The organism is Amnibacterium sp. CER49 (assembly GCF_029846255.1).
Classification (GTDB): Bacteria; Actinomycetota; Actinomycetes; order Actinomycetales; family Microbacteriaceae; genus Amnibacterium.
Genome location: NZ_JARVWQ010000002.1, coordinates 751,239 through 776,946 on the forward strand (window position 1 = coordinate 751,239; position 25,708 = coordinate 776,946).

Consider the following 25,708-nt stretch of genomic DNA (forward strand, 5'->3'; position numbering starts at 1 on the left):
GGTTCGGACCTCGGGACGGATCGGATGGGTGCGGATCCGACGGGATTCCGACCCGGGTGCGCGCAGCACCCCCGGCAGCACCGTGCCCCCGCCCGGAACGCCGGACGGGGGCACGGTGCGTGCGCGCGCTGCGGGCTCAGGACTCCTGGGTGGAGGTGCGCACCGCGCCGTTCACGCCGGCCGGGAAGAAGCCGCCCTTGCTGACCGCGCCGGGGTTCAGGTACACGACGTTCAGCACCTGGCCCGGGGTCCGGCTGAAGGCGACGCCGTACTTGTCGGTCGGCACGATGTTCGGGTCGTTCAGCGCCGTGCCCGTGCCGCGGTCGACGATGCCCTGGTCGAGGTCGGTGCGGCCGTCGAGGCTGTCGCGCGCGTCGGAGATCTTGCCGGCCGCGCTCCAGGCGGTCGAACCGAGCTCGTAGAGCGACGACCGGATCGTGGCCGCGTGGTAGGCCTCGACCGCGAGGATGCCGGCGGCGGCCTCGAGGTAGGTCTTGTTCGTGATGAGCGGCGATGCGCCCTTGTACGCCGTGACCCCGACGTCCTCGAACACGAACGCGGCGAGCAGGAAGTTCACATCGCTCGCGTAGGGGTCGAAGCCGTCGCCGAGGCCCGCCGCCTTCGCCGCGGCCTTGAACGCCGAGTCGAGGGAGATGGTCGGCCGCGCGACGGCCGCGCTGCCGAGCGCCGCGCGCAGGAACTGGACGTGGTGGTACTCGTCGCCGGCGATCTCGCGGGCGTACTCGTAGAACCGGCGGTTGGTGAAGTTCACCTTGCGGCCGCCGTAGACCCCGCCCCGACGGCCGGTGCCGGTCGTCAGGTTCTCGGGCAGGCCCGTGCCGTAGACGGCGCGGTGGTAGAACTCCGCCTCGAGGTACTCGAGGTTCAGGGCGAAGTTCAGGACGGTGGCGTCGCTGACACCGCCGCTCGCGGGCGCCGCGTTCGCGGCGGCCGGTCCGGCCACTGCGGCAGCGGCGGCGCCGGCGCCGGCGAGGCCGGTCAGGGTGAGCATGCGGCGCCGGTCGAGCGCCGTCTCGCTGGAGCGCGCGATGGCGCCCGCGATGAACTGCTTGTCGAACACGTGGATCTCCTGCCGAAGGGGGGTGGACGGCGTCGGCCCTCGGCTCGACCACGCAGTCGTCTCGCACCGGGGTGGTGCTCCGCAGCGCCGTGGTGGGTCCAGGGCGGGGCGGTCGACTGGGCTTCGGTGCGCTCGCTGCGAACGATGGGCATCGATCCTGAGAAACAGCCCCGAACACGTACGGTGGTGCGGTGAGCCGGCAGCAGCGCGCCCGTGGCCCCCGTCTGCAGGCACTCGCCCTGCCGCCGCTCGAGGACGCCGAGGCAGCCGACCTGCGTGCGGGCGCGCGCCTCGAGGCCGTGCGGATCGAGGGCGGCGCGGCCGCCGGTGACCTCGGCGGACTCGTCCTCGACGACTGCGCGGTGCTCGGACTCGACGCGGACGGCGCGGCGCTCGACGGCGCCCGGATCCTCGGCACCCGGCTCGAGCGGATCGCGGCCGCGCGCCTCCGAGCCGCGCGCTCGACCTGGCGCGACGTCGAGCTGGCGGGGAGCCGGATGGGTGCGGCCGAGCTGTTCGACGCGGACTGGACGCGGGTCGACGTCTCGGGCTGCCGGATCGACTACCTGAACCTCTCCGGCGCGACGCTGCAGGACGTGCGGTTCACCGACTGCGTGCTCGGCGATCTCGACCTGCGGGCCTCGACCATCACGAGGCTCGCGCTGCCCGGCTGCCGGATCGGCACGCTCTCGATCGCGGGTGCCACGCTCACCGACGCCGACCTGCGGGGCGCCGAGCTCGAGGGCGTCGACGGCGCCGAGCACCTCCGCGGCGCGATCGTCGACGGGGCGCAGCTCGACCGCCTCGCACCGCTGCTCGCCGCCGCGATCGGTCTCGTCGTCGAGGGCTGAGGCCGAGCCTCAGTCGAGGTGCGGCTGGCCCGTGCTCGCGGAGGTGCCGCCGTCGACGGCGAGGACCGCGCCCGTGATGTAGGCCGCGTCGTCGCTCGCGAGGAAGAGCACGGCGGGCGCCACGTCCGTCGGCAGACCCGGGCGCCCGAGCGCGACACGGTTCACGAACGGTGCGAGGTCCTCGTCGCTGCGGCCGACCCCCGAGGTCATCTCGGTGAGCGTGAACGCCGGCGCGACCGCGTTCAGCCGCACACCGCGGGCGCCCCAGTCGAGCGCCAGGGAGCGCACGAAGCCGGTGACCGCGTGCTTCGTCGCGTTGTACGCGGCCTGCCCCCAGTCGCCGGCGGAGCCCGACACGCTCGACACCGCGACGAGGTTGCCCGCGGAGCGCTCGAGCTCGGGCAGCGCCGCCTGCGCCAGATGGAGGAAGCCGTCGACGTTCGTCGAGCGCAGCCGCTCCCACTCGTCGTCGCCGAGCTCCGTCAGCTCGCCCGAGGCGTAGGCGGCCGCGTTGCTGACGACGACGTCCAGGCGGCCGAAGCGGTCGACGGCCGCTCGCACCATCCGCTGCGCGTCCTTCCGCAGGCCCACGTCGCCCGCCACGGCGAGCGCTCGGCCCTCCGGCGCGCCCTCGATGGTGTCGTGCAGCGCGTGCTCGCGCCGCCCCGCCACGACGACGGACGCGCCGTTCGTGAGGAAGGCCCGCGCGATCGCCGCGCCGATGCCGCTGCCCCCGCCGGTGACGAGCACCGTCCTGCCCTCGAACGCGTACCGGTTGCCCGTCATCGCCGTCTCCTCCCCCGAGTCGCCTGCGGGATCCTCGCCCCTCTCCCCCGGGTGACGCTCCATGTGGTCTGGACACGCGCCCGTCGAGGGGCGGGAGCACGCACCTCGGGTCTAAAGTTGCTTATCGATAAGCAACGAATCGGCCGAGGGCGTCCGATACCGATCCCAGCCGCCACCGGAGCACGATGACCGCCACCAAGGACGCCCGGACCCGCACCGGGATGTTCGACAAGGACCACCCGCACTACCGCTGGGTCGCCCTCTCCAACACCACGCTCGGCATGCTGATGGCCACGATCAACAGCTCGATCGTGCTCATCTCGCTGCCCGCGATCTTCAAGGGCATCCACTTGAACCCGCTCGACGCGGGCAACACGAGCTACCTGCTCTGGATGCTCATGGGCTTCATGCTCGTGACCGCCGTGCTCGTCGTCGGCTTCGGCCGTCTCGGCGACATGGTCGGCCGCGTGAAGATCTACAACCTCGGCTTCGTGATCTTCACGCTCGCCGCCATCGCCCTGTCGCTCGACCCCTTCACGAGCGGCGCCGGCGCGATGTGGCTGATCCTCTGGCGGGTGGCGCAGGGCGTCGGCGGCGCGATGCTCTTCGCGAACTCGACCGCGATCCTCACGGACGCCTTCCCGACCCACCGCCGCGGCATGGCCCTCGGCATCAACCAGATCGCCGCCATCGCCGGGTCGTTCATCGGCCTGATCCTCGGCGGCGTGCTCGCCGTCATCGACTGGCGGGCCGTCTTCATCGTCAGCGTCCCGGTCGGCATCCTCGGCACGATCTGGTCGTACAAGTCGCTCCACGAGGTCGGGACCCGCAACCCGGGCGGGCTCGACATCCCCGGCAACCTCGCCTTCCTGCTCGGGCTCACATCGCTGCTCACCGGCATCACCTACGGCATCCAGCCCTACGGCGACTCGTCGACGGGCTGGCTCAACCCCTGGGTCGACGGCGCGCTGATCGCCGGCCTCCTCCTGCTGGTGGCGTTCGTGTGGATCGAGCTGAAGGTGGAGGCACCGATGTTCGAGCTGCGGCTGTTCAGGATCCGCAGCTTCGCCTCCGCCATCTTCGCCGGCCTCCTCGGCTCGATCGGCCGCGGCGGCCTGCAGTTCATGCTGATCATCTGGCTGCAGGGCATCTGGCTGCCGCTGCACGGCTACTCCTACGAGGAGACCCCGCTCTGGGCCGGCATCTACCTGCTGCCGCTCACGGTCGGCTTCCTGATCTCCGGTCCCGTCGCCGGCACGCTGTCGGACCGCTGGGGCGCCCGCGCGCTCGCGACCGGTGGCCTCGTGCTCACGGCTGCGACCTTCGTCGCCCTGCTGCTCATCCCGGTGGACTTCGACTACTGGACCTTCGCGGTGATCACGTTCCTGAACGGCGTCGGCTCGGGCATGTTCGGCGCCCCGAACCGCGCCACGATCATGAACAGCGTGCCCGCGAACCAGCGCGGCGCCGCCTCCGGCATGGCGGGCACCGTGCTGAACGCCGGGTCGTCCCTCTCCATCGGCATCTTCTTCTCGCTGATGGCCGCGGGCCTCGCGAGCTCGCTGCCCGCCGCACTCGGCCACGGCCTGACGAGCCATCACGTGCCCGCAGCGGCAGCGGACACGATCGCGAACGTGCCGCCCGTCGGCAGCCTGTTCGCGGCGTTCCTCGGCTACAACCCCATCCAGACGCTGCTCGGCCCGACGGGCATCCTGGGGCAGCTGCCCAAGGCCGACTCCGCCGCCCTCACCGGCAAGGAGTTCTTCCCGAACCTGATCTCCCTACCGTTCCACGACGGCCTCGTGATCGTGTTCCTCGCGGCCGCGATCATGTCGGTCGTCGCCGCGGTGGCGTCCTTCATCGGCGGCAAGCGGTTCGTCTTCGCCGACGAGGTCGAGGACCCGGGGCGGCTCGTCGCGCGGGGAGAGGACCACGCCCACCACGTGGCGGTCGCCCACGCCGCGCGCGGTGCCCGTGCCGCGGACCCGGTCGACGAGCCGCAGCCGACTCGATGAGCACCGGGTCGCCGCAGCGCCGGGAGATCGCCGGACGCCTGGCATGGGTGGTCGGGCGGATCAACCGGCGGCTCCGGCCGCCCGCCGACGCGCTGAGCCACGTGGCCACCTCGGCCCTCAGCTCGATCCAGTCGGCCGGCAGCATCCGCCCGGGCGACCTCGCCCGCGTCGAGGGCATCGCGGCGCCGGGGATGACCCGGCTCGTCGCCGAGCTCGAGTCCCGCGGCCTCGTGCGCCGCGACGACGACCCCGACGACCGGCGCTCCACCCGCATCCGGCTGTCGGAGGCCGGCGAGCGCGCCCTGCTCGAGGCCCGCGCGGCTCGCGCCGCCTCCGTCGGCGACCTGCTCCGCGAGTGCGACGACCACGACCTGGCGACCGTGTCCGAGGCGCTCGTCGTGCTCGAGGCCGCCCTCGCGCGGCGCGGGATCGAGGCGCGCGGCCCGAGCTCGGCCGCGAGCCCGTCAGCAGAGCGCGGCTTCGATGCCCACCGCCAGGGAGTCGACCCGGCGCTGGACGACCGGGTCGGCGCGCCAGCGCTCCTGGAGCCGACCGAGCAGCGCTGACAGCGCCTCCTGGGTCAGCAGCGAGTGCAGCACGACGACGACCCGGACCTCCGCGCCCTCGAGCGTCGCGGCCGGGTCGTCGGTCGTCACCCGCACCGCCGTCACGGCGTCCTCCCCCGCGGCTGCGGACCGCAGGGCCCGCGCGACCTCCGGATCCCGGGGGGCGGGCAGCCACGGCAGGTCGCGAGCGAGCGCCTCGAGGGCGGGACGGCGCAGCCCGAACTGCGTCGCCGACGCAGGATCGACGATGACGAGCTCGGTGCCGTCGGCGGCGGCGGCGAGCGCCACCTGCCGGGCGGGCGCTGGAACGGGCCGCGCGGCGGGGTTCCAGCGCTGCATCGCCTCGGCCGACGAGAACGCCGGCAGCACGTTCCGGCCGTCGGGACCGGCGACCGTGACGAGCGCGAGCTCCGCCTTCTTGTCCAGCACGTGGCCGCCGTGCCCCTCGCCCGCCTCCGCGAGCCCCGCGAGCAACGGCACGAGCAGCCGCGCGTCGCGGAGCGCGTCGACGACCGCCTCCGGGCCGACCTGCCCGGCGCGGAAGGCGTCGGAGGCCGCGAGGAACCCGGGCGGCGCGCTGCCGTCGTCGGCGCCCCAAGGGCTCGCCTCGAACGATCGCCCCGCCCAGGGCCGACCGGCGGAGTCGGTGCCGCTCACCGGCGTCAGTCCGTCGCGACGGCGAGCGCCTCGGAGAGGGTGAAGGCGCGCTCGTAGAGCGCCTTGCCGACGATCGCGCCCTCGAGCCCCTCGTCGGTGAGCGCGCGGAGCGCCGCCAGGTCGTCGAGGCTCGAGACGCCGCCGGAGGCGACGACCGGCTTGCCGGTGCGGCGCAGCACCTCGCGCAGCAGCTCGAGGTTCGGACCCGCGAGCGTGCCGTCCTTGTTGACGTCGGTCACCACGTAGCGGGCGCAGCCGGCGTGCTCGAGCCGGTCGAGCACCTCCCAGAGGTCGCCGCCCTCACGGGTCCAGCCCCGCGCCGCGAGCGTCGTGCCGCGCACGTCGAGGCCGACGGCGATGCGGTCGCCGTACACCGCGATGGCCTCGGCGGTCCACTCCGGGTCCTCGAGCGCCGCGGTGCCGATGTTCACCCGCTGCGCGCCTGTACCGAGGGCCCGCTCGAGCGACGCCTCGTCGCGGATCCCGCCGGAGAGCTCGACGCGCACCTCGGGCACGCGGTCGATCACGGCCTGGAGAACGGCGGCGTTGTCGCCGCGCCCGAACGCGGCGTCGAGGTCGACGAGGTGGATCCAGGCCGCCCCCTGCCGCGCCCAGTCGAGGGCCGCCTCGACGGGGTCGCCGTAGCCGATGGCGCTGCCGGCCTCGCCCTGCACGAGCCGCACGGCGAGCCCGCCCGCGACGTCGACCGCGGGCAGCAGCTCGAGCGGGCGTCGGAGCAGGGCGTCGGTCACAGGGTCTCCAACCAGTTCGACAGCAGACGGATGCCGGCGGCGCCGGACTTCTCAGGGTGGAACTGCGTCGCCGACAGCGGTCCGTTCTCGACCGCGGCGACGAACGGGCCGCCGTGCTCACCCCACGTGACGAGCGGCGCAGGGATCCGGTCGTGCGGCAGCATCGTCCAGTCGCGCACGCCGTAGGAGTGCACGAAGTAGAAGCGCTCGCGCTCGAGGCCGGCGAGCAGCACGGAGCCGTCGGGGACCCGGACCTCGTCCCAGCCCATGTGCGGCAGCACGTCGGCCTCGAGCCGGTCGACCGCGCCGGGCCACTCGCCGAGGCCCTCGGTCTCGTCCTGGCCCTCGACGCCGCGCTCGAACAGCACCTGCATGCCGACGCAGATGCCGAGCACGGGCAGGCCGCCGGCGAGCCGCCGCTCGATGAGCTCGGGCCCGCGCACCGCCTCGAGGCCCCGCATCACGGCGCCGAACGCGCCGACGCCCGGCACGAGCAGGCCGTCGGCGGACATCACGGCGCTCCGCTCGGCGGTGAGCCGTACATCGGCACCCGCGAGCTGCAGCGCCTTCGCCGCCGAGTGCACGTTGCCGCTGCCGTAGTCGAGCAGCGCGACGACGGGCCGGGCGGCTTCGCTCACAGCGCGCCCTTCGTCGACGGCACGCCCGTCACCTGCGGATCGACCGCCTTCGCCGCGCGGAACGCCCGGGCGAAGGCCTTGAACTCGCTCTCGGCGATGTGGTGCGGATCGCGCCCGGCGAGCACCTGCACGTGCGCGGTCATCCGGGCGTTCAGCACGATCGCCTCGAACACGTGCCGCACCATCGAGCCGGTGAAGTGCCCGCCGATGCGGTGCAGCTCGAAGCCCGCGGGCTCGCCGCCGTGCACGAGGTACGGGCGACCGGAGAGGTCGACCGCGGCGCGAGTGAGGGCCTCGTCGAGAGGCACGGTCGCGTCGCCGAAGCGCGCGAGGCCGCGCTTGTCGCCGAGGGCCTCGCGGATCGCGTCGCCGAGCACGATGCCGACGTCCTCCGCCGTGTGGTGCACGTCGATGTCGGTGTCGCCGCTCGCGGTGATCGTGAGGTCCGTGAGCGAGTGCCGCGCGAACGCGGTGAGCAGGTGGTCGAGGAACGGCACGCTCGTCGCGATGCGCGACTCGCCCGTGCCGTCGAGGTCGAGCGACAGCTCGACGGTCGACTCGCTCGTCGTGCGCGAGCGCTGCGCCGCCCGGCTCATGCCCGCACCCCCACCGGCGCCGCGCTGACGGCGGCGAGCGCGTCGAGGAAGGCGTCGGTCTCGGCCGGGGTGCCGGCGGAGACCCGCAGCGTGCCGGGGATCGCGAGATCGCGGATGAGCACGCCCCGCTCGAGCAGCGCCCGCCAGAGGCCCTTCGGGTCGGCGACGCCGCCGAACAGCAGGAAGTTCGTCCAGCTGGGCCACACCCGGTAGCCGAACCCCTCGATGCCGGCCGCCATCCGGTCGCGCTGCTCACGGATGTCGTCGACCATGCCGAGCATCGTCGGCGCGTGCGCCAGCGCACCCAGCGCCGCGGCCTGGGTGAGCGCGGAGAGGTGGTACGGCAGCCGGACGAGGCGGAGCGCGTCGGCGACCGCGGGGTCGGCGGCGAGGTAGCCGACGCGGGCGCCCGCGAACGCGAACGCCTTGCTCATCGTGCGTGAGACGATCAGCCGCGGCCGCCCGGGCAGCAGCGTGAGCGCCGACGGGGCGTCGTCGGGCATGAACTCGCCGTACGCCTCGTCGACGAAGACGATGCCGTCGGTCGCGTCGTAGGCCGCGGCGATCGTGTCGAGCCCCACCGGGGTGCCGGTCGGGTTGTTCGGGGCGCAGAGGAACACGAGGTCCGGGTCGGTGCGCTCGATGGCCGCGACCGCGGTCTCAGGTGAGATGCGGAAGTCGTCGTCGCGCTCGGCAGGGACCCACTCGGTCGCGGTCGAGGCCGCGATGATCGCGTGCATGCTGTAGGTCGGCGGGAACCCGAGCACCCGCCTGCCGGGACCGCCGAAGGCCTGCAGCACGTGCTGGATCACCTCGTTGGAGCCGTTCGCCGCCCAGATCGACTCGGCGCCGAGGCCGTGACCGAGGTAGCCCGCGAGGGCCTCGCGGAGCGCCGTGAACTCGCGGTCGGGGTACCGGTTCACCTCGGTGAGGGCGGCACCGACGCGGCGCAGGATGTCGTCGGCGACCTCGGGGGGCACCGGGTGCGTGTTCTCGTTGACGTTGAGCGCGACGGGCACGCTCAGCTGGGGCGCCCCGTAGGGCGAGCGCCCGACGAGGTCCGGCCGCAGCGGCAGGTCGGCGAGGTTCGTCACACCGGTGATTCTCGCAGACCCCTCCGTGCCCGCGTCCTGCGGTGGCTCAGCCGGACCCAGCCCGGGCTAGGGCAGCAGGTCGGCGGGCACGGCGATCGCCTGACCGGCCCGGATGCCGGCGTCGGGCAGCGCGTTGACGCGCTCGAGCGTCGCGACGACGTCGCGGGGGTCGCGCGTCGGCGCGACGCGCTGCGCGATCGACCAGAGCGAGTCGCCTGCATGCACGACGACGGTGCGGGCGGCCGGCTGCCGCTCGGGAGCGGCCTGCGCGAGCGGACCGGCGACCGTGACGAGTGCCGTGGTCGCCACGAGCAGCGCGGGCAGCACGACGAGCACGAAGCGCCCGCGCCGGGTGAGCCGCAGGCGCGACTTCGGCGCGCGGGCGGCCGGCGCGGGCCGCGGCACGGCGGGAAGCGCGGGCGTCGGGCCTGCCGGGACGGCCCGGACCGCGACGACCGACCGGACGGCGGGCGCCGCGCTGACAGGGCGGACGGGGGCGATCGGGGCGCGGCGCGCGCAGGCGGCGCCACCGCGGACCGCCACGGCCCGGACCGGCACGGGACGCTCGGGCACGTCGTACTCGATCCAGTCGTTCTGCACCGTGATCATCGAGAATCCCCCTCCGGCTCGTGCTCGAACATACTTTCGAAGACCGGCTCGAGCAAGAGCAGCATCGAACACGCCTCCGACACTCCCTGGCCGAGAACGTCGAACACGTGTTTGCCTTCCTGCGTGCTCGCCCGGTACCATCGAGTGGCTTTCGCCGGACCGTCCTGCCGCGGAACGCCGTTGGAGGGAACCCATGGCCGAGCAGCAGCAGACCCGACCGGAGGGGCGCACCCGCCGCCCGCGGCCGCTCAGCGAGAAGCAGCAGGCCATCCTCGAGTTCATCCAGCGCTCGGTGGCCTCGCGCGGCTACCCGCCGAGCATGCGCGAGATCGGCGACGCGGTGGGGCTCGCCTCGCTCTCGAGCGTCACGCACCAGCTCAAGCAGCTCGAGCTGTCGGGCAACCTCCGTCGTGACCCGAAGCGTCCGCGGGCGCTCGAGGTCGTGGGCGGCGGCGCACCGGCGTCCGGCGCCGAGGGTGCGGCCACCGTGGACGACGCGGCCATGGTGCCGCTCGTCGGTCGCATCGCCGCCGGCGTGCCCATCACCGCCGAGCAGCAGATCGACGAGGTCTTCCCGCTCCCCCGGCAGCTCGTCGGTCGTGGCGAGCTCTTCATGCTCAAGGTCGTCGGCGAGTCGATGATCGACGCCGCCATCTGCGACGGCGACTGGGTGGTCGTGCGGTCGCAGCAGACCGCCGACAACGGCGAGATCGTCGCGGCCATGCTCGACGGCGAGGCCACCGTCAAGGTGTTCCGCCAGCGCGACGGCCACACCTGGCTGCTGCCGCGCAACACCGCCTTCGAGCCGATCCTCGGCGACAGCGCGCAGGTGCTCGGCAAGGTCGTCGCCGTCCTCCGCGCGGTCTGAGCCGGCCGCTCCCCTCGTTCAGCGGGAACGCCTGCTTCCACGGTCGGAGGCCCGCGTCCGTGCTGACCCGGCTCAACGCGGCAGCGCGTTGACGGGGTGCTCCCCCGTCGCCCAGAGGTGCTGCACCGCGACGGCGCGCATCGGGGACCAGCCTCTGGCGTGCGCGAGCAGCGCCCGCCCGCCGTCGGGCAGCCCGAGCCGTCTCACCGCGGCGAGCACGCCGAGGTCGGACGCCGGGAAGGCGTCGAGGTCGCCGAGCGCCCGCATCGCGACCGTCTCGACGGTCCACGGGCCGACGCCGGGGAGGGCGAGCAGCGACTGCCGGGCGCCGGCCGGATCGGTGAGGTCCACGCGGCCGGCGGCGAGCGCGGCGGCGACGCCGAGCACGGTGCCCCGCCGCGACGCGGGCATCCGCAGCGCCTCGGCCGCGCGCTCCGGCTGCTCCGCGAGCGCGCGGGGCGCCGGGAACAGCCGGGAGAGGCGGCCCTCCGGATCGACGACGGGCGTCCCGAGCGCCTCCGCGAGCCGGCCGGCGTGCGTGCGGGCAGCGGCGGTCGAGACCTGCTGACCGAGCACGGCCTTCAGCACCATCGAAGGCGCGTCCGGGCTGCCGGGCACGCGCCGGCCGGGCGCGGCGGCGACGAGCGGCGCGAGCGCCGGGTCGCGCGCCAGCAGGTCATCGGCCGTGCCCGGGTCGCGGTCGAGGTCGAGCAGCTGCCGGATCCGGCGCAGCGCCTCCGGCTCGTCGCGCTCGTCGGACAGCAGCAGGACGGCGGGCACCGCGTCGCCGTCCGGCAGCCCGGCGGTGAGGATCGCCGGCCCGTGCGGCAGGGCGACCGCGGCCCGGTACGCGCCGTCCCGCCACTCCTCCACCCCGGGCACCGCCGTGGCGGCGAGGTGCCCGTACAGGTTGTCGGGGAGGAGCGGCGGGACGAAGGGCAGCCGGACGGCCCGGCGGAGCCGCACTCAGCCCACGAGGTAGGGCTCGAGCGCCGCCCGCTCGCCGTCGCCGACGAGCGCGTTGATGCGGGTCCCACCCTGCTCGTACACGGTCGCGAGCACCCGGCCCCGGGCGTGCACGAGCGAGACGAGGTCGCCGCGGTCGAAGGGCACGAGCGCCGTGACCTCGTGCTGCGGCAGGGGCAGCAGCGCGGCGATCGTCTGCTGCAGCTGCGCGACGCCCTCGCCCGTGCGGGCGGAGACGAAGGCCGCCGTGGGCTCGAGGCCGCGCAGCACGAGGCGGGTCGCCTCGTCGGCGAGGTCCGCCTTGTTGAACACGACGAGCTCGGGCACGTCCGCGGCCCCCACCTCGGCGATGACCTGACGAACCGTGGCGAGCTGGCCGGCCGGGTCCGGGTGCGAGGCGTCGACGACGTGCAGCACGAGGTCCGCGGCCTCGACCTCCTCGAGGGTCGACCGGAACGCCTCGACGAGCTGGTGGGGCAGGTTCCGCACGAAGCCGACCGTGTCGGTGAGCGTGTACGGGCGGCCGTCGGGCGTCTCGGTGCGGCGCACGGTCGTGTCGAGGGTGGCGAACAGCGCGTTCTCGACGAGCGCGCCGGCCCGCGTGATGCGGTTCAGCAGGCTCGACTTGCCCGCGTTCGTGTAGCCGGCGATCGCCACCGACGGCACCTCGTTGCGGGTGCGGCCCTGCCGCTTCACGGCGCGCGCCGGCGCCATCTCGGCGATCTGGCGCCGAAGCCGCGCCATGCGGCTGTGGATGCGGCGGCGGTCGAGCTCGATCTTCGTCTCACCGGGTCCGCGGGAGCCCATGCCGGCACCGGCCGACCCGACCTGGCCACCGGCCTGGCGGGACATCGACTCGCCCCAGCCGCGGAGGCGCGGCAGCAGGTACTGCAGCTGTGCGAGCTCGACCTGCGCCTTGCCCTCCCGGCTCTTCGCGTGCTGGCTGAAGATGTCGAGGATCACTGCGGTGCGGTCGATGACCTTGACCTTGACGACGTCCTCGAGCGCACGCCGCTGGCTCGGGGCGAGCTCGGTGTCGGCGATCACCGTGTCGGCGCCCGCGATGCGGACGACGTCGCGCAGCTCCTCGGCCTTGCCCTTGCCGAAGTAGGTCGAGGGGTCGGGATGCGGGCGGCGCTGGAGCAGCCCGTCGAGCACGACGGCGCCCGCGGTCTCGGCGAGGGCCGCGAGCTCGCGGAGCGAGTTCTCGGCCTCGACCTGGTTCCTCGAGTAGACCCCGATGAGCACGACCCGCTCGAGGCGCAGCTGCCGGTACTCGACCTCGGTGACGTCCTCGAGCTCGGTCGAGAGCCCGGTCACCCGGCGGAGCGCCTGGCGCTCCTCGAGGTCGAACTGCTCCCCGTCGAAGTCCTCGGGGCCGAGGTCGGCGTCGAGGTCGGACGTGGGGCGGAAGGTGTCGGTCACGCGGGACCTTTCGTCGTGGATGGATCCGAGGTGTTCGTCGGATCCGAATCGTTGGTTCAATGACTGATCGTGACGGGAGAGCACTACTTCAGCGCCAGCCCGTCGAGCGAGGAGCGGCTCCGGCGGATCCGGGTGGATCTGCGGGGGGCGACGTTCGAGCTCGAGACGGCAGGGGGCGTGTTCAGCCCGGACCGGCTGGATGCGGGAACCGCCGTGCTGCTCGATCGCGTGCCCTCACCGCCGGAGGCCGGAGCACTGCTCGACCTGGGGTGCGGATGGGGAGCGATCGCGATCGCGTTGGCGCGGGAGTCTCCTCTGGCGGAGGTGTGGGCCGTGGATGTGAACGAGCGCGCCCTCACGCTCGCCGCCGCGAATGCCCGGATCGCCGGCGTCGGAGTCAATGCTTCACACCCCGACGATATTCCGGACGGGGTGCGGTTCGCCACCATCTGGTCGAATCCGCCGATCCGTATCGGGAAGGACGCGCTGCACGCGCTGCTCGAGCGCTGGCTGCCCCGGCTCGAACCCGGCGGCACGGCGTGGCTCGTCGTGGCGAAGCAGCTGGGCGGCGACTCGCTGCAGCGGTGGATCGCCGAGCGCTTCGCCGCCGACGGGCTCACCGTGCGCCGCACCGCCACCGACCGCGGCTACCGCGTGCTCGCGGTCGAGGCGTCGGGCAGCGCGACGACGCCGGAGTAGACGAGCTCGGCGGGCCCGGACAGCGCGACGTGCTCGCCGTCCTCGGCGGGGAACATGCGCACGCCGAGCTCGCCGCCCGGCACGGTGACGCGCCACTCCGAGGGTGCGGACGGCCCCGCCCAGAACCGCGCCGCCAGGGCCGCGGCGGCGGCGCCGGTGCCGCAGGAGAGCGTCTCGCCGCTGCCGCGCTCGTGCACCCGCATGCGGATGCGGCCGACGCCGTCGGCCACCAACGGGTCGGCCGGGTGGACGAGCTCGACGTTCGCGCCCGCGGCGGGCACCGGGTCGAGCTCGGGCGCCGCCGAGAGGTCCGCCCCGTCGAGCTCCGCCGCGGTCGCGAGCGCGACGACGACGTGGGGGTTCGGCACGGTGATCGAGAGCCCCGGACGTGCGACCTCGAGCGCGCGTACCCGCACGGTGGTCTCGACGGGCTCGAGGCTCCAGCGACCGAGGTCGGCCGCGAAGCCGGCGGCCACGCGCTGGACGACGACCACCCCGCCGCGGGTCGCGATCGGCAGCGAGCCGCCCGGCGGCAGCTCCGCGAGTCCCTCCGCGAGCAGGAAGGCGGTGAACACCCGGATGCCGTTGCCGCACATCTCGGCCACCGACCCGTCGGCGTTCCGGTAGTCCATGAACCAGACGACCTGGTCATCGCCATCCGCTCGCGCCTGGCCCTCGGGGTCGGCGTCGGTCCGGACCGCCCGGAGCAGCCCGTCGGCGCCGATGCCGAAGCGCCGGTCGCAGAGCCGCGCCACCTCGCTCGGCGCGAGCGGACGCCGGCCGTCGGGATCGGCGACGAGCACGAAGTCGTTGCCGGTGCCGTGCCCCTTCGTGAAGCGCAGCTCGGTCATCGGGCGAGGCTACCGGGCGCACCGGCGAGGGCCCCGAGCACCGTCGCCACGGCGTTCCCGCCCTCGAGCCGCACCGCGCCCTCGTCACGGCCGAACCAGGCGCGCTGGCGGCGCACCATCCTCCAGGTGAGGCGGATCGTCTCCTCGGTGCCGTCGTCGACGGTCATCCGGCCGCCGAGCACGGCGATCGCCTGCGCGTAGCCGATGGCGCGGGACGCCGTGGGGCCGTCGGCGAGCCCCCGCGGGAGCAGACCGCGGACCTCGTCCAGCAGGCCGCCCGACCACATCGTGCGCGCGCGCCGGTCGAGCCGGGCGGCGAGCTCGTCCTTCGCCGCCTCGACCACGAAGCGGAGCGCGGGCCGCCAGAACGCCGCCCGATCCGGCAACGACGCGGCGTACGGCCTCCCCGTGAGCGTGACGACCTCGAGCGCGCGGACCACCCGCCGGAGGTTGCCGGACGGGATCCGCTGGGCCGCGGCGGGGTCCTCCTCGGCGAGCCGTCGCCAGAGGGCGTCCGGGCCGAGCGCCTCGGCCTGCCGCTCGAGCTCGGCGCGCAGCTCGGGATCCGTCGCCGGGAAGTCGAGCTCGCGGAGCACCGCCTCGACGTAGAGCCCCGACCCGCCGACGAGCAGCGGCACCGCGCCCCGCCGGCGGATGCGCTCGATCGCCGCCCGGGCCGCGTCGCGGTAGAGCGCCACGGAGGCGGCCTCGTGCACCTCCCACAGGTCGAGCAGGTGGTGCGGCACGCCCCGGCGCTCGCCGGCCGGGAGCTTCGCCGTGCCGACCTCCATGCCGCGGTACAGCTGCATGGCGTCGGCGTTCACCACCTCCGCGGGAACGCCCTGTGCGGCGAGCGCGGCGGCGACGTCGAGCGAGAGCGCGGTCTTGCCCGTGCCGGTGGCGCCGGCGAGGACGACGATCGGCGGCCACCCGGCCGTCGTCCCGTCGCCCTGGACGCTCATCGCGGCCGCAACGCCGGCAGCCCGAGCGACACCGCCGGGCGGACACCGGTGGTCACGGGCACGGCGCACGCCGCCGCCTCGCGGGCGTCCCATGCGTCGCCCGCACGGGTGCGCTCGATCCGCAGCGGCGCGCCCGGGGGCACGTCGGCCACGAGGAACGCCGGTGCGGCAACGGTGACCCGCGCGGTGACGAGGTCGCCCGGTCTCGGCACGGGTGCGCCCTCGGGGAGCCCGACGTGCACGAGCCGGTTGTCGCGCGCACGGCCCGACAGGCGGCGCGTGGCCGCGTCCTTGCGGCCCTCGCCGGTGCCGATCAGCACCTCGACCTCGCGACCGACGAGGTCTCGGTTGCCCTGCTCCGAGATCCGCTCCTGCAGGGCGAGCAGCCGCTCGTAGCGCTCCTGCACCACGGCCTTCGGCACCTGGTCCGGCATCGTCGCGGCGGGCGTCCCCGGCCGGATCGAGTACTGGAACGTGAACGCGGAGGCGAAGCGCGCCTGCTCGACGACGCGAAGCGTGTCCGCGAAGTCGTGCTCGGACTCACCGGGGAACCCGACGATGAGGTCGGTGGTGATGGCGGCATCGGGGATCCGGTCGCGCACGGCGTCGAGGATGCGGAGGAACCGGTCGGACCGGTACGAGCGGCGCATCGCCTTCAGGACCCGATCCGAGCCCGACTGCAGCGGCATGTGCAGCTGCGGCATGACGTTCGGCGTCTCGGCCATCGCGTCGATCACGTCGTCGGTGAACGCCGCCGGGTGCGGGCTCGTGAAGCGGACCCGGCGGAGCCCCTCGATGCCACCGGTGGCGCGCAGCAGCTTGCCGAACGCCTGCCGGTCGCCGAACTGCACGCCATAGGAGTTCACGTTCTGCCCGAGCAGCGTGACCTCGATCGCCCCGTCGGCGACGAGCGCCTGGACCTCGGCGAGCACGTCGCCGGGGCGCCGGTCCTGCTCCTTGCCGCGGAGCGACGGCACGATGCAGAAGGTGCAGGTGTTGTTGCAGCCGACCGAGATCGACACCCAGCCGCTGTAGGTCGACTCGCGCTTCGTCGGCAGGGTGGAGGGGAAGACCTCGAGCGACTCGAGGATCTCGACCTGCGCCTCGTCGTTGTGGCGCGCGCGCTCGAGCAGGCTCGGCAGCGAGCCCATGTTGTGGGTGCCGAAGACGACGTCGACCCACGGGGCGCGCTCGAGGATCACCGCCTTGTCCTTCTGCGCGAGGCAGCCGCCGACCGCGATCTGCAGCCCGGCGTGCGCCCGCTTCGCGGCGGCGAGGTGACCGAGGTTGCCGTAGAGGCGGTTGTCCGCGTTCTCGCGCACCGCGCAGGTGTTCAGGACGACGACGTCGGCCTGGTCGCCGGGCAGCGCCGCCACGTAGCCCGCGGCCTCGAGCGAGCCGGAGAGGCGCTCGGAGTCGTGCACGTTCATCTGGCAGCCGTACGTGCGCACCTCGTAGGTGCGGGGGGCGACGACGACGTCCGGACGGCCTTCAGCGGTCAGGGTCATGCCGAGAAGTGTAGGAACCGGGACGGGCTCAGGCCCGCCCACGCGCTCGCTCGAGCGCCTCGCGGGCCGCGGAGCGCAGGCTGGAGCCGCTGTAGCCGCGCCGCATGAGGTACGACATCAGTCGGCGCTCGGCGACGTCGTCGGGCAGCGAGACGAGCCGGCGCGCACGGTCGTCGGCGACGTCCTGGAGGCGCTCGGCGACGACCTCGTCGTCCTCCGTGCTCTCGGCGAGCGCCGCATCGATGACCGGCTGCGGCAGGTGGCGCGCCCTGAGCGCCGGACGCAGCGCGCCGTCGCCCAGGCCCTTGCGCTCGCGCAGCGAGCGCACGAGCCGCTCGGCGAGCGCGTGGTCGTCGACGAGGCCGACCGCCTTCAGCCGGTCGAGCTCGGCCTCGACCTCGTCGTCGTCGAGCCCCTTCGCGAGCAGCCTCGACCGCAGCTCGGCCTCGGAGGCGTCGTGGCGGGTGAGTGCCGCGAGCGCGACGTTCTCGGCGCGCCGGGTGGCTCGGGCCGCTCCAGGAGCGGGGTGCGCCGCCTCGTCGGCACCGCCTCCACCATCGGGGCCGAGCACGGGCACCGCCCAGGCGGCCTCGCCGGAGCCGGACTGCTCCGGCTCCGGCGAGGTGCGCTGCTCGGGCGGCTCGCTGCCCGGGAAGTAGCGCAGGACGCCCATCGGCGTCAGGCGCCGACCCGGCGCGACTGCAGCTTGGGCTCGAGCGACTCGACCGCGGCGGGCGCCTGCTGCGGCGCCTGACCCTTCTGGCCGATGCCGAGCTTCACGAGGATCTTGCGCTCGATCTCCTCGGCGACGTCGGGGTTGTTGAGGAGGAAGTCGCGCGCCTTCTCCTTGCCCTGGCCGAGCTGGTCGCCCTCGTACGTGTACCAGGCGCCGGACTTCTTGACGATGCCCTGCTCCACGCCGTAGTCGATGAGGCTGCCCTCGCGGGAGATGCCGACGCCGTAGAGGATGTCGAACTCGGCCTGCTTGAACGGCGGGGCCATCTTGTTCTTCACGACCTTGACGCGGGTGCGGTTGCCGACGGCCTCGGACCCGTCCTTCAGGGTCTCGATGCGCCGGATGTCGAGCCGGACCGAGGCGTAGAACTTGAGCGCCTTGCCGCCCGCCGTGGTCTCGGGGCTGCCGAAGAACACGCCGATCTTCTCGCGGAGCTGGTTGATGAAGATGGCGGTGGTCTTCGTCTGGTTGAGACCACCGGTCAGCTTGCGGAGCGCCTGCGACATGAGGCGGGCCTGGAGGCCGACGTGGCTGTCGCCCATCTCGCCCTCGATCTCGGCGCGGGGCACGAGCGCCGCGACGGAGTCGATGACGATGAGGTCGATGGAGCCGGAGCGGATGAGCATGTCGGCGATCTCGAGCGCCTGCTCACCGGTGTCGGGCTGCGAGACGAGCATCGCGTCGATGTCGACCCCGAGCTTCTTCGCGTACTCGGGGTCGAGCGCGTGCTCGGCGTCGATGAAGGCGGCGATGCCGCCGGCGCGCTGCGCGTTGGCGATGGCGTGGAGCGTGAGCGTGGTCTTGCCCGACGACTCCGGGCCGTAGATCTCGACGATGCGGCCGCGCGGGAGGCCGCCGACGCCGAGAGCGACGTCGAGGGCGATGGAGCCGGTCGGGATGACCTCGACGGGCGCGCGCTCGTCGCTGCCGAGGCGCATGACCGAGCCCTTGCCGAACTGGCGGTCGATCTGGGCGAGCGCGGTCTCGAGGGCCTTCTCGCGGTCGGTGGTGGTTGGCATTTCGAGTCTCCTCGCTGGTGTGCGCTTGAGATGCGCGTCGGCTGCCCATCGGCTGTCGTCCGAGGCCCGGATCGACAGGGCTGGCGGGAGGTCCGCCGTCGAGACCGACTCTAGGAACGGCCACCGACAGTGGTTCCGGCACTGCGTCGGCGTCGCCGTCCGGGGGCCGGACGGCGTCGCCTGCCGAGGGACGATACGCCCGTTCGAACGCGTCTTCGAGCGACGCGCCGGACGCGTGCGAAGACGGGTTCGAGCCGTCAGCGGGAGCGCGCGGGCAGGCCGCGACCGTGCCGGCGCTCCTCGGGCACGTCGTTCGCGTCGCACAGGGCGAGCCAGACCTGCGCCGTGGGCACGCCGGCGTCGAGCGCCTGCTGCGCGGTGCGCCCGCCGAGGTCGTCGATCACGAGCTCGTTCGTGAGCACGCGACCCTGCGCCTCACCGAACTCCTCGTCGACGGCGCGACGGAACTCGCTGACCTTCACGGGCGGCGCCTCGCGCTCAGGAGACGACGAGGTCCGAGGGGTCGGCGGCCACGGCGGCACGGCGGCCGAAGCGCTCACCGAAGTCGGCGGGCAGCGTGTCGGGGACGTCGATGCCCTCGAGGACCGCGAGCCGGTCGCCGACCTCGCGCATGATGACGGACACCGGGGTGTCGAGCGCGTCGGCGACGGACGCGAGGATCTCGGACGAGGCCTCCTTCTGGCCCCGCTCGACCTCGCTCAGGTAGCCGAGCGCGACGGACGCCTTGCTCGCCACCTGACGGAGGGTGCGGCCCTTCTGCAGCCGGAAGTCCCGCAGCACGTCGCCGAGTTCTTGCCGAACGAGAACCATGTCCCCTCCTTCGTCTCCGTGGTGGTGTTCGAAGCCGGTCCGCTCGGCGACTGGTGCATCCTCCGAAGCGGAGGGACACCATACCCCGTGCGTTCGTGCTCCACGGTATGCCTCGGGGGCGACACCGGGCGCGCGACCCGCGACCTGTAACGGGATCGAAACGGAAGCTATTCCGCCAGCGTGTCGCGCAGCGCGCCGAGCGCGAGCGCCACCGCGGCCGCCCGGACGGCGGCGCGGTCGCCCGGGAAGCGGCCTTCGACCGCCACGACGCGATCCCCCACAGCGACCCCTGCGAAGACGGTGCCGACCGGTCTGCCGCCCTGCGGCTCCGGGCCGGCGACGCCCGTCGTCGCAACGCCGACGTCGGCCGGCCGGCCCTCCACTGCGAGGGCACGCCGCACGCCGTCCGCCATGGCTCTCGCCACGTCGGGGTGCACCGGCCCCTCCCGCTCGAGCAGGGCGGCGTCGACACCGAGCACGGACGCCTTCAGCGGGGTCGCGTAGGCGACCACCGCGCCGCGCAGCACCGAGGAGGCGCCGGGCACGGAGACGAACGCGTCGCAGAGCGCCCCGCCGGTGAGCGACTCGGCGACGGCGAGGGTCAGCCCCCGCTCGCGCAGCAGCGCGAGCACGCCGGCCGCGAGCGTCACGACCGGTTCGCCCGGCGGTCGTCGATCAGGTACTGCACGCCGGTCACCACGGTGACGACGAGGGCGGCCGCCATGAGCACGACGTCCACCACGTCGATCCACGAGCCGACGAGGGTCGCGAGCGGCAGCAGCGCGAGCGTGATCGCGACGGACTGCAGCACCGTCTTCAGCTTGCCGCCGCGGCTCGCGGGGATCACCCGTGTGCGCAGCACCGCGAACCGGAACACGGTGATGCCGACCTCGCGGAGGAGGATCAGCGCCGTCACCCACACCGGCAGCTCGCCGAGCACGCTGAGCATCACGAGCGCCGCGCCGGTGAGGGCCTTGTCGGCGATGGGGTCGAGGATCTTGCCGAGGTCGGTGACGAGCCCGCGGCTGCGGGCGATGTGGCCGTCGATGCCGTCCGTGGCGATCGCGACGACGAAGAGCACCGCCGCCGCCCAGCGGAGCGCCCCGTCACGGCCGCCGTCCGCGGCGAGCAGCACGACGAACACCGGCACGAGCACGATGCGGGCGATCGTGATGAGGTTCGGCACGTTCCAGGTGCTGACCGGTCCGTCGCCCGCGCGGAGCATCCGGGGCCGTGCCACTTCCGACATCCGATCCTCCCGGCCTCCACGTTAGGCGGATCCGCTGCTCGGCGCCCGGGAACCCGTATTCGTGTGAATGCTCATTGACACGGAAACGGCTTCGGAGTACACCGGGCCGCACGATGAGCACCACCCGCCCGTATCGCATGGCGGCCCGCCAGGAGGCGGTGCAGGCCACCCGCGCGCGCATCCTCGCCGCGGTCCGCGATCTCGCCTACGAGCAGCTCGACTTCGACCCCACGCTCGAACGGGTGGCGAGCCGCGCCGGGGTGAGCGTGCAGACGGTCCTCCGGCACTTCGTCTCGCGGCAGGCGCTGCTCGAGCAGGCGCGCGAGACGGCCCGCTCGGAGATCGTCGAGGAGCGCCGGCCTGCGGCGGGAGGCGCGGACGCCGCCCTGCGGGCGCTGCTGCAGCACTACGAGCTGCGCGGCGCCTTCACGCTCGCCATGCTCGCCCGCGAGGACGACGACCCGGGCGTCGCGCTCATCACGAGCGCCGGCAAGGTCGTGCACCGCCGCTGGGTGGCGGAGGTCTTCGCGGACGCGCTGCCGCCCGAGGGCGCGTCCCGCGACGCGCTGCTCGACCTGCTGGTCGTCGCGACCGACGTCTACGCCTGGAAGCTCCTCCGCCGCGACCGGCGTCTCCCGGTCGCCGCGGTGCACGCCCGGATGCGGGCGATGACCGACGCGCTGCTCGCCGGGAGCCGCGCGCCCTCGAGGAAGAAGGACGGGTCATGAGCACTGCACTGATCGTCACCACCGACATGGGCGGCAACCTGCCGCCGCTGCTCGGCGTCGGCGCCGAGCTCGTCGCGCGCGGCTGGGACGTCGTCGTGCACGCCGACGACCGCGTCCGAAGCCGCGCGCAGGCGCACGGCCTGCGCTTCGAGCAGGCTGCCGGCGTCGCCTACGACGCGGCGGAGGACCGCACGCTGCTGCAGGCGCTCCGCGACATCCCGGCCTTCTGGGCCGACCGCGCCCGCGGGCGGGACGCGGTCGCCCTCGCGCGCCGCATCGGCGCCGAGGTCGCCGTGGTCGACGTGCTGCTCGTCGGCGCGCTCGCCGAGCTCGAGGCCGCGGGGATCCGCACCGTCGTCGTCGTGCACTCCACCTGGGAGGGCGTGCGGAGCTGGTTCGGCGGTCCGATCGGCGCGCTGCTGAAGGTGCGCGGGGTCGATCCCGCCCGCACCCTCGCCGCCGCGGATCGCGTGCTCGTCGCGAGCTCGCCACGGCTCGGCCGCCCGTTCCCGATGCCGGCCAACGCGCTCGTGATCGGGCCCGTGCTGCAGGAGGTGCCGACACCGGCGGCGCGGCCGGCGCGACCCCTCGCGCTCGTCTCGCTGAGCACGGTCGCCTTCCCCGGCCAGCGGGAGGCGTTCCAGCGCGTGCTCGACGCGGCAGCCGCGCTCCCGGCGGACGTGCGGGCGGGCACGGGTCGCGCGGTCCCGGCCGAGGCGCTGCGCCCGGGAGCGAACACGACGCTCGAGCCGCTCGTCGACCACGGGGCGCTGATGCCCTCCGCCTCGGTCGTCGTGACGCACGGCGGCCACGCGACGACGGTGCGAGCGCTCGCGCACGGGCTGCCCCTGCTCCTCGTGCCGATGCACCCGATGATGGATCAGCCCCGCATCGCGAAGGCGGTCGTGGCCGCCGGTGCCGGGCTCGCCGTGCCGAAGTCGGCGTCCGCCGACCGCATCCGCGAGGCGCTGCGCCGGCTGCTCGGGGAACCGGCGTTCGCGGAGGCGGCAGGGCGGCTCGGCGCGGAGCTCGTCGCGGCCGACGGTCGGCGCCGTGCCGCGGACGAGGTCGAGCGCGTCGCGCGGACCGCGGCTGCACGCACGGAACGGCGGGCCGCCTCCTGAGGGAGGCGACCCGCCGTCCGCGGACCGTCGCGCTAGTCGCGGCCGGTGAGCGCCCAGGCGTCCTCGGACGCCTCGGCGTCGGGCTCGTCGTAGAAGTCCAGCGCCACCGGCGCCGCCGCTCCCCCGCCGCCCGAGGCGGCCCCGTTCGCCGGGAGGCCGCGGATGCGGGCGAGCGCGTCCTGCAGCCCGTCCGGCTGCACGAGCACCTCGCGCGCCTTCGACCCCTCCGAGGGCCCGACGATCTCGCGGGACTCCATGAGGTCCATGAGCCGACCCGCCTTCGCGAAGCCGACGCGGAGCTTGCGCTGCAGCATCGAGGTGGAGCCGAACTGCGAGTTGATGACGAGCTCCGCCGCGGCGAGCAGCAGCTCCATGTCGTCGCCGACGTCGCCGTCGATCTCGCGCTTCGGGGCCTCCTCCGACACGTCCTGCCGGTAGTCGGGCCGCGCCTGGTTCTTCACGTGCTCGACGACCTGGGCGATCTCGGACTCGTTCACCCACGCGCCCTGGATGCGCATCGGCTTCGAGGCGCCCATCGGCAGGAACAGCCCGTCGCCCTGGCCGAGCAGCTTGTCGGCGCCGACCTGGTCGAGGATGACGCGGCTGTCGGTCGAGGAGCTCACCGCGAAGGCGAGGCGGCTCGGCACGTTCGCCTTGATGAGGCCCGTCACGACGTCGACGCTCGGGCGCTGCGTGGCGAGCACCAGGTGGATGCCCGAGGCGCGGGCCAGCTGCGTGATGCGGACGATCGAGTCCTCCACGTCGCGCGGCGCGACCATCATCAGGTCCGCGAGCTCGTCGACGACCACGAGCAGGTACGGGTACGGCGCGAGCTTCCGGTGCGACCCTGCCGGCAGCACGATCTCGTTGTTCGCGACCGCCCGGTTGAAGTCGTCGATGTGGCGGAAGCCGAACGACTCGAGGTCGTCGTACCGCATGTCCATCTCCTTCACGACCCACTGCAGCGCCTCGGACGCCTTCTTCGGGTTCGTGATGATGGGGGTGATGAGGTGCGGCACGCCCTGGTAGGCCGTGAGCTCGACGCGCTTCGGGTCGATGAGGACCATGCGGACCTCGCTCGGCTTCGCGCGCATGAGCAGGCTCGTCACCATCGAGTTCACGAAGGACGACTTGCCGGCGCCGGTGGCACCCGCGACGAGGAGGTGCGGCATCTTCGCGAGGTTCGCCACGACGTGGCCGCCCTCGACGTCCTTGCCGATGCCGATGGTCATCGGGTGGGAGCTCTTCACCGCCGCCTGCGACCGGAGCACGTCGCCGAGGGTGACGATCTCCTTGTCGGCGTTCGGGATCTCGATGCCGATGGCGCTCTTGCCGGGGATCGGCGAGAGGATGCGCACCTCGTTCGACGCGACCGCGTAGGCGAGGTTCTTCGACAGCGCGGTGACCTTCTCGACCTTGACGCCGGGGCCGAGCTCGACCTCGTACCGCGTCACCGTCGGGCCGCGCGAGTAGCCGCTGACCTTCGCCTCGACCTTGAACTGCGCGAGCACGTCGGTGATCGCCCCGACGATCTGGTCGTTCGCCTCGGAGCGCGCCTTGGGCGGATCGCCGGCGGCGAGCACCGTCGGCTGCGGCAGCGTGTAGCCGTCCTCCCCGACGGGCGACTGCGCGGCGTACTCCGACTCGGGGTCCTCCTCGGCGTCGACGGGCGCCGCGACGGGTGCCGGCGCGGCGATCGACGCGGTCGCGGGGGCGGGCGCCGGAGTCGGGACGGACACGGCCGACCGCTCGGGGTCGGCGACGAGCTCCTCGAACGAGGCGAAGGAGAACTCCTGCTCGTCGCCGGGGTCCGGCGTCACGTCCGGCAGACCGGCGTCCACCGGCGAGAGCGGCGCGGCGAGCGGCGCGTGCTCGGGCGCCGGACCGAGGTCGAGGCCGAGGGCCCCGACGGGGTCGGCCTCGACCTCGGCGCCGTCGACGATCGGGGTGTCGTAGGCCGGGTCCGGGCGGCGCAGGCCACGGCGCCACCACGGCACGTGGTCGCCCTGCGGCACGTCGCTCTCGTGCAGCCCGAAGCTCGCGAGGTCGCCCGCGTGGACGCCGTCCGCGACGGCGTCGGGCTCGGGCTCCTGGTCGGCCTTCGCGCCGCGCCGCTTCTTCGGCGCGGGCTCGGCCTCGCCCTCGGGCGCGTCCTGCGCGACCCGCGGCGGCAGCCCGAAGAGGTAGCGGTAGAGGTCGCCGAGCCGCTCGGGGAGCCTGTTCGGCGGCGTCCGGGTGAGCACGAAGAGGCTGAGGACGAGCAGCACCACCGCGACCGCGATCGCGAGCGGCGCGTTGCCGACGCTGAGCAGCGGCGACGCGAGCAGCCAGCCGGCCACCCCGCCGCCCGCCCGGATCGCCGCGACGCCCTGCTCCGGCTGCGGGTTCCCACCCGCGACCTGGCAGATGGCGGAGCTCGAGACGACGAGCATGCCGCTGCCGACGCCGATGCGCCCGTTGTCGTGCACCGACGAGGGGTGCCGGAACAGCCAGAGCGCGAGCAGCGCGAAGAACACGGGCAGCGCGAAGGCGGCCTGACCGAAGAGCCCGCCGAAGGTGAACTGCTCGATGCCGCGGACGATCGCGTTCGTGCGGAGGAACCACTCGGCGGCCCCGCCGAGCACGGCGAGGATCAGCAGCAGGAACGGCAGGCCGTCCCGGCGCTGCTCCCGCTCGAGCGTCTCGGGCCCGAACGCGCGCGCGGCGCCGCCCGCGACGTGCGCGGCGCCGAGCCATGCCTTCGTCGCGACGGTCTCCTGCGCCATCCCCGCCGGGTACGCCTTCGTGCCGTTGGCGCTCTTCGCCCGACTCGAGGTGGTGGTCCTCGAGCGGGTCGTCGTCGCGCCGCTCCGCGCAGCGGTCGCGCGGGCAGCGCCTCCCCTGGTGCTTGCAGCCATGCGGGTCAGGGTAGGCCGACGGGGGACACGGATCGACGAAGCGGGCACCCCTCTTCCGGGGGGCACGGGGGCCGTGGGCTCGCGGAGCCGAACGTCCCGTCGACCAGGCGCTCCGCTTCCGGCGGCGCGGCGCGGCGGGGCCGCGCGCCCGGACGGATCGGCAGCCGGCGCTCAGGCGGTGGTATCACCGGCGCCGCCGA

General features: G+C 74.1%; 27 protein-coding genes. 7 read left to right on the plus strand and 20 right to left on the minus strand.

Annotated features, from left to right (window positions below; all coding sequences use genetic code 11):
• Positions 1 to 136 precede the first annotated feature (136 nt).
• Positions 137 to 1,081, minus strand: coding sequence for a ferritin-like domain-containing protein (locus tag QDR37_RS13560; protein WP_279714315.1), 945 nt, complete (start codon positions 1,079 to 1,081; stop codon positions 137 to 139).
• 191 nt (positions 1,082 to 1,272) lie between these two features.
• Here QDR37_RS13560 and QDR37_RS13565 point away from each other — a divergent pair, with 191 nt between their 5' ends.
• Complete coding sequence (locus QDR37_RS13565; RefSeq protein WP_279714316.1) at positions 1,273 to 1,932, plus strand: pentapeptide repeat-containing protein; 660 nt, start codon at positions 1,273 to 1,275, stop codon at positions 1,930 to 1,932.
• A 9-nt stretch (positions 1,933 to 1,941) separates the two neighbouring features.
• Here QDR37_RS13565 and QDR37_RS13570 read toward each other — a convergent pair whose 3' ends face one another.
• A complete protein-coding gene (locus QDR37_RS13570; protein ID WP_279714317.1) occupies positions 1,942 to 2,718 on the minus strand; it encodes an SDR family NAD(P)-dependent oxidoreductase in 777 nt (258 codons plus the stop codon).
• Positions 2,719 to 2,903: 185 nt separating this feature from the next.
• Here QDR37_RS13570 and QDR37_RS13575 point away from each other — a divergent pair, with 185 nt between their 5' ends.
• Both QDR37_RS13575 and QDR37_RS13580 read left to right on the plus strand, forming a co-directional pair.
• Positions 2,904 to 4,733, plus strand: coding sequence for an MFS transporter (locus QDR37_RS13575; protein WP_279714318.1), 1,830 nt, complete (start codon positions 2,904 to 2,906; stop codon positions 4,731 to 4,733).
• A complete protein-coding gene (locus tag QDR37_RS13580) occupies positions 4,730 to 5,299 on the plus strand; it encodes a MarR family winged helix-turn-helix transcriptional regulator (protein ID WP_279714319.1) in 570 nt (189 codons plus the stop codon). The genes QDR37_RS13575 and QDR37_RS13580 overlap by 4 nt, the downstream gene beginning before the upstream one ends.
• Here the strand turns inward: QDR37_RS13580 and QDR37_RS13585 are convergent.
• From QDR37_RS13585 to QDR37_RS13610, 6 genes are all read right to left on the minus strand, one after another.
• A complete protein-coding gene (locus QDR37_RS13585) occupies positions 5,198 to 5,956 on the minus strand; it encodes an SseB family protein (RefSeq protein ID WP_279714320.1) in 759 nt (252 codons plus the stop codon). The genes QDR37_RS13580 and QDR37_RS13585 overlap by 102 nt on opposite strands.
• 5 nt (positions 5,957 to 5,961) lie before the next feature.
• Positions 5,962 to 6,708 carry a bifunctional 1-(5-phosphoribosyl)-5-((5-phosphoribosylamino)methylideneamino)imidazole-4-carboxamide isomerase/phosphoribosylanthranilate isomerase PriA gene (gene priA, locus QDR37_RS13590; RefSeq protein ID WP_279714321.1) on the minus strand — a complete coding sequence of 249 codons (747 nt, stop codon included), beginning with the start codon at positions 6,706 to 6,708 and terminating at the stop codon, positions 5,962 to 5,964.
• The gene (gene hisH / locus QDR37_RS13595; protein WP_279714322.1) at positions 6,705 to 7,346 is read right to left on the minus strand and encodes an imidazole glycerol phosphate synthase subunit HisH; all 642 of its coding nucleotides are present in this window, start codon (positions 7,344 to 7,346) and stop codon (positions 6,705 to 6,707) included. The genes priA and hisH overlap by 4 nt, the downstream gene beginning before the upstream one ends.
• Positions 7,343 to 7,942 (minus strand): imidazoleglycerol-phosphate dehydratase HisB, encoded by a 600-nt coding sequence (hisB, locus tag QDR37_RS13600; RefSeq protein WP_279714323.1) that lies wholly within the window; start codon positions 7,940 to 7,942, stop codon positions 7,343 to 7,345. Before hisB ends, hisH begins: the two co-directional genes overlap by 4 nt.
• A complete protein-coding gene (locus QDR37_RS13605; protein WP_279714324.1) occupies positions 7,939 to 9,036 on the minus strand; it encodes a histidinol-phosphate transaminase in 1,098 nt (365 codons plus the stop codon). The genes hisB and QDR37_RS13605 overlap by 4 nt, the downstream gene beginning before the upstream one ends.
• Positions 9,037 to 9,102: 66 nt before the next feature.
• Positions 9,103 to 9,645 (minus strand): LysM peptidoglycan-binding domain-containing protein, encoded by a 543-nt coding sequence (locus QDR37_RS13610; protein WP_279714325.1) that lies wholly within the window; start codon positions 9,643 to 9,645, stop codon positions 9,103 to 9,105.
• A gap of 193 nt (positions 9,646 to 9,838) precedes the next feature.
• Here QDR37_RS13610 and lexA point away from each other — a divergent pair, with 193 nt between their 5' ends.
• Positions 9,839 to 10,513, plus strand: a complete 675-nt coding sequence (gene lexA, locus QDR37_RS13615) for a transcriptional repressor LexA (protein ID WP_279714326.1) — start codon at positions 9,839 to 9,841, stop codon at positions 10,511 to 10,513.
• A gap of 72 nt (positions 10,514 to 10,585) precedes the next feature.
• Here lexA and QDR37_RS13620 read toward each other — a convergent pair whose 3' ends face one another.
• Both QDR37_RS13620 and hflX read right to left on the minus strand, forming a co-directional pair.
• Positions 10,586 to 11,479, minus strand: a complete 894-nt coding sequence (locus tag QDR37_RS13620; RefSeq protein WP_279714327.1) for an AlkA N-terminal domain-containing protein — start codon at positions 11,477 to 11,479, stop codon at positions 10,586 to 10,588.
• Positions 11,480 to 12,904, minus strand: coding sequence for a GTPase HflX (gene hflX / locus QDR37_RS13625; protein ID WP_279714328.1), 1,425 nt, complete (start codon positions 12,902 to 12,904; stop codon positions 11,480 to 11,482).
• A 69-nt stretch (positions 12,905 to 12,973) separates the two neighbouring features.
• Here hflX and QDR37_RS13630 point away from each other — a divergent pair, with 69 nt between their 5' ends.
• Positions 12,974 to 13,603: a methyltransferase gene (locus tag QDR37_RS13630; protein ID WP_279714329.1), complete on the plus strand. Its 630-nt coding sequence runs from the start codon at positions 12,974 to 12,976 to the stop codon at positions 13,601 to 13,603.
• Here QDR37_RS13630 and dapF read toward each other — a convergent pair.
• From dapF to pgsA, 9 genes are all read right to left on the minus strand, one after another.
• Positions 13,552 to 14,454: a diaminopimelate epimerase gene (gene dapF, locus QDR37_RS13635; RefSeq protein ID WP_279714330.1), complete on the minus strand. Its 903-nt coding sequence runs from the start codon at positions 14,452 to 14,454 to the stop codon at positions 13,552 to 13,554. The genes QDR37_RS13630 and dapF overlap by 52 nt on opposite strands.
• The gene (gene miaA / locus QDR37_RS13640; RefSeq protein ID WP_279714331.1) at positions 14,451 to 15,416 is read right to left on the minus strand and encodes a tRNA (adenosine(37)-N6)-dimethylallyltransferase MiaA; all 966 of its coding nucleotides are present in this window, start codon (positions 15,414 to 15,416) and stop codon (positions 14,451 to 14,453) included. Before miaA ends, dapF begins: the two co-directional genes overlap by 4 nt.
• A complete protein-coding gene (gene miaB / locus QDR37_RS13645; RefSeq protein ID WP_279714332.1) occupies positions 15,413 to 16,924 on the minus strand; it encodes a tRNA (N6-isopentenyl adenosine(37)-C2)-methylthiotransferase MiaB in 1,512 nt (503 codons plus the stop codon). The genes miaA and miaB overlap by 4 nt, the downstream gene beginning before the upstream one ends.
• A gap of 28 nt (positions 16,925 to 16,952) precedes the next feature.
• Positions 16,953 to 17,597, minus strand: a complete 645-nt coding sequence (locus tag QDR37_RS13650; protein ID WP_279714333.1) for a regulatory protein RecX — start codon at positions 17,595 to 17,597, stop codon at positions 16,953 to 16,955.
• Between the two features lie 5 nt (positions 17,598 to 17,602).
• A complete protein-coding gene (gene recA, locus QDR37_RS13655) occupies positions 17,603 to 18,679 on the minus strand; it encodes a recombinase RecA (RefSeq protein WP_279714334.1) in 1,077 nt (358 codons plus the stop codon).
• Between the two features lie 257 nt (positions 18,680 to 18,936).
• On the minus strand, positions 18,937 to 19,161 hold the full coding sequence (locus tag QDR37_RS13660; RefSeq protein WP_279714335.1) for a DUF3046 domain-containing protein: 225 nt from the start codon (positions 19,159 to 19,161) through the stop codon (positions 18,937 to 18,939).
• Between the two features lie 16 nt (positions 19,162 to 19,177).
• On the minus strand, positions 19,178 to 19,510 hold the full coding sequence (locus tag QDR37_RS13665) for a helix-turn-helix transcriptional regulator (protein ID WP_279714336.1): 333 nt from the start codon (positions 19,508 to 19,510) through the stop codon (positions 19,178 to 19,180).
• Between the two features lie 167 nt (positions 19,511 to 19,677).
• Positions 19,678 to 20,160, minus strand: coding sequence for a nicotinamide-nucleotide amidohydrolase family protein (locus QDR37_RS13670; RefSeq protein ID WP_279714337.1), 483 nt, complete (start codon positions 20,158 to 20,160; stop codon positions 19,678 to 19,680).
• Positions 20,157 to 20,759: a CDP-diacylglycerol--glycerol-3-phosphate 3-phosphatidyltransferase gene (pgsA, locus tag QDR37_RS13675; RefSeq protein WP_279714338.1), complete on the minus strand. Its 603-nt coding sequence runs from the start codon at positions 20,757 to 20,759 to the stop codon at positions 20,157 to 20,159. The genes QDR37_RS13670 and pgsA overlap by 4 nt, the downstream gene beginning before the upstream one ends.
• A gap of 113 nt (positions 20,760 to 20,872) precedes the next feature.
• Here pgsA and QDR37_RS13680 point away from each other — a divergent pair, with 113 nt between their 5' ends.
• Positions 20,873 to 21,487 (plus strand): TetR/AcrR family transcriptional regulator, encoded by a 615-nt coding sequence (locus QDR37_RS13680; protein ID WP_279714339.1) that lies wholly within the window; start codon positions 20,873 to 20,875, stop codon positions 21,485 to 21,487.
• Positions 21,484 to 22,611, plus strand: coding sequence for a nucleotide disphospho-sugar-binding domain-containing protein (locus tag QDR37_RS13685; protein WP_279714340.1), 1,128 nt, complete (start codon positions 21,484 to 21,486; stop codon positions 22,609 to 22,611). The genes QDR37_RS13680 and QDR37_RS13685 overlap by 4 nt, the downstream gene beginning before the upstream one ends.
• 32 nt (positions 22,612 to 22,643) lie before the next feature.
• On the opposite strand, the gene QDR37_RS13690 is transcribed toward QDR37_RS13685, so the two are convergent.
• Complete coding sequence (locus tag QDR37_RS13690; protein WP_279714876.1) at positions 22,644 to 25,376, minus strand: DNA translocase FtsK; 2,733 nt, start codon at positions 25,374 to 25,376, stop codon at positions 22,644 to 22,646.
• Positions 25,377 to 25,708: the final 332 nt, after the last annotated feature.